The organism is Microvirga sp. P4_G7, from assembly GCF_056401005.1.
In genome coordinates, this window is record NZ_JBFUKD010000957.1 from 1 (window position 1) to 1,096 (window position 1,096).

The window sequence follows — 1,096 nt, forward strand, 5'->3', positions numbered from 1 at the left end:
GCGGACAAGCTCTACGGCAACGCCGATGCGGACACATTCGTGTTCAAGTCCATCAAGGACAGCACAGTGGCGTCGTCGGGCCGCGATACGATCTACGATTTCTCGCGTAGCCAGAAGGACAAGATCGATCTGTCCGGCATGGATGCGAAGACAACCGCGACAGGCAACCAGGCATTCAAGTTCATCGGAACGAAGGACTTCACGGAAAAGGCAGGGGAACTCCGCTACGAGAAGGTCAAGGGCGGCGCCACTGTGTACGGCGACATCAACGGTGATGGCCAGGCCGATTTCAGCATCTACCTCAAGAGCGTCGCTTCCCTCTCCAAAGGCGATTTCTTCCTTTAGGACCATGCCGAAATCATCCAAACACACGTCCGCTCCCGTGGAGGAGCCGTTTGCCGACCACGGCCCACTATCGGCCCGCCGAGTCGAAGAGATCGATGCCGCGCGAATGGCGGACCTGCTCGATGAATGGGACGAGGCCGTGGTTGCGCGGGCGTGGATGCATTTCATGGTCGCGCGGGCCTATTTCGACCTGACAGACGGCGCGGCGCTCGGACGAACGGAGCGGACGCGAATTCTCAAGATGCTGGCGAAGGGCGCCGGCATCAGCACGACGCGGCTCCACGCTCTCCTCAACCAATATTTTTATGCTCGATCCATCGACGCATTTTTGCCGGCCAAGAACGAGGATGGCCGCCGTATCGTCCCACGGGTCGAGGAGATCATTGCCGAAGAGAGCGAACGGCTGAACCGCGAGCCCGATCAGCCGACGCGCGTGGCGCTCGTAGCGCTCATCCGCCAACGCTGCGAGGAGGAGGGTCTGGCGCCGCCGGCGCGGAATACGATTCTCTTGAGGTTGCGTTCGCTTTCCTAACACCCGTCGTCTCGGGAACTTGTCGCCAAGCCAAGCATTATGAAATGGCTCAGCTTGGAGAGAGTCGCAGATGAATCGCAGTGTTCTTTATGTCGTGATTGCGGCCCTTGTCGTCGTTGTCGGCGTGTTCGCCTATCAGGCCTACGAGAGGGACCGCAACTCCCTGAAGATCGAGATCGGACCTGGCGGCGTGAAGGTCGATCCGCCTAAGAACTGATC

3 protein-coding genes are annotated in these 1,096 nt (G+C 59.7%); all 3 read left to right on the top strand.

All coding sequences use genetic code 11. From position 1 onward, the window contains the following. Positions 1 to 345 (top strand): M10 family metallopeptidase C-terminal domain-containing protein (locus AC1DT3_RS22185; protein WP_477467334.1); only part of this gene is annotated, 345 nt, incomplete at its 5' end. A gap of 4 nt (positions 346 to 349) precedes the next feature. Further along, the gene (locus AC1DT3_RS22190; RefSeq protein WP_477467335.1) at positions 350 to 877 is read left to right on the top strand and encodes a hypothetical protein; all 528 of its coding nucleotides are present in this window, start codon (positions 350 to 352) and stop codon (positions 875 to 877) included. A 70-nt stretch (positions 878 to 947) separates the two neighbouring features. After that, the gene (locus AC1DT3_RS22195; RefSeq protein ID WP_477467336.1) at positions 948 to 1,094 is read left to right on the top strand and encodes a hypothetical protein; all 147 of its coding nucleotides are present in this window, start codon (positions 948 to 950) and stop codon (positions 1,092 to 1,094) included. Positions 1,095 to 1,096: the final 2 nt, after the last annotated feature.

Bases quoted from the DNA above. Each gene is read 5' to 3' on its own strand.
- AC1DT3_RS22190 (WP_477467335.1), top strand. From the start codon at position 350: ATGCCGAAATCATCCAAACACACGTCCGCTCCCGTGGAGGAGCCGTTT.
- AC1DT3_RS22195 (WP_477467336.1), top strand. From the start codon at position 948: ATGAATCGCAGTGTTCTTTATGTCGTGATTGCGGCCCTTGTCGTCGTT.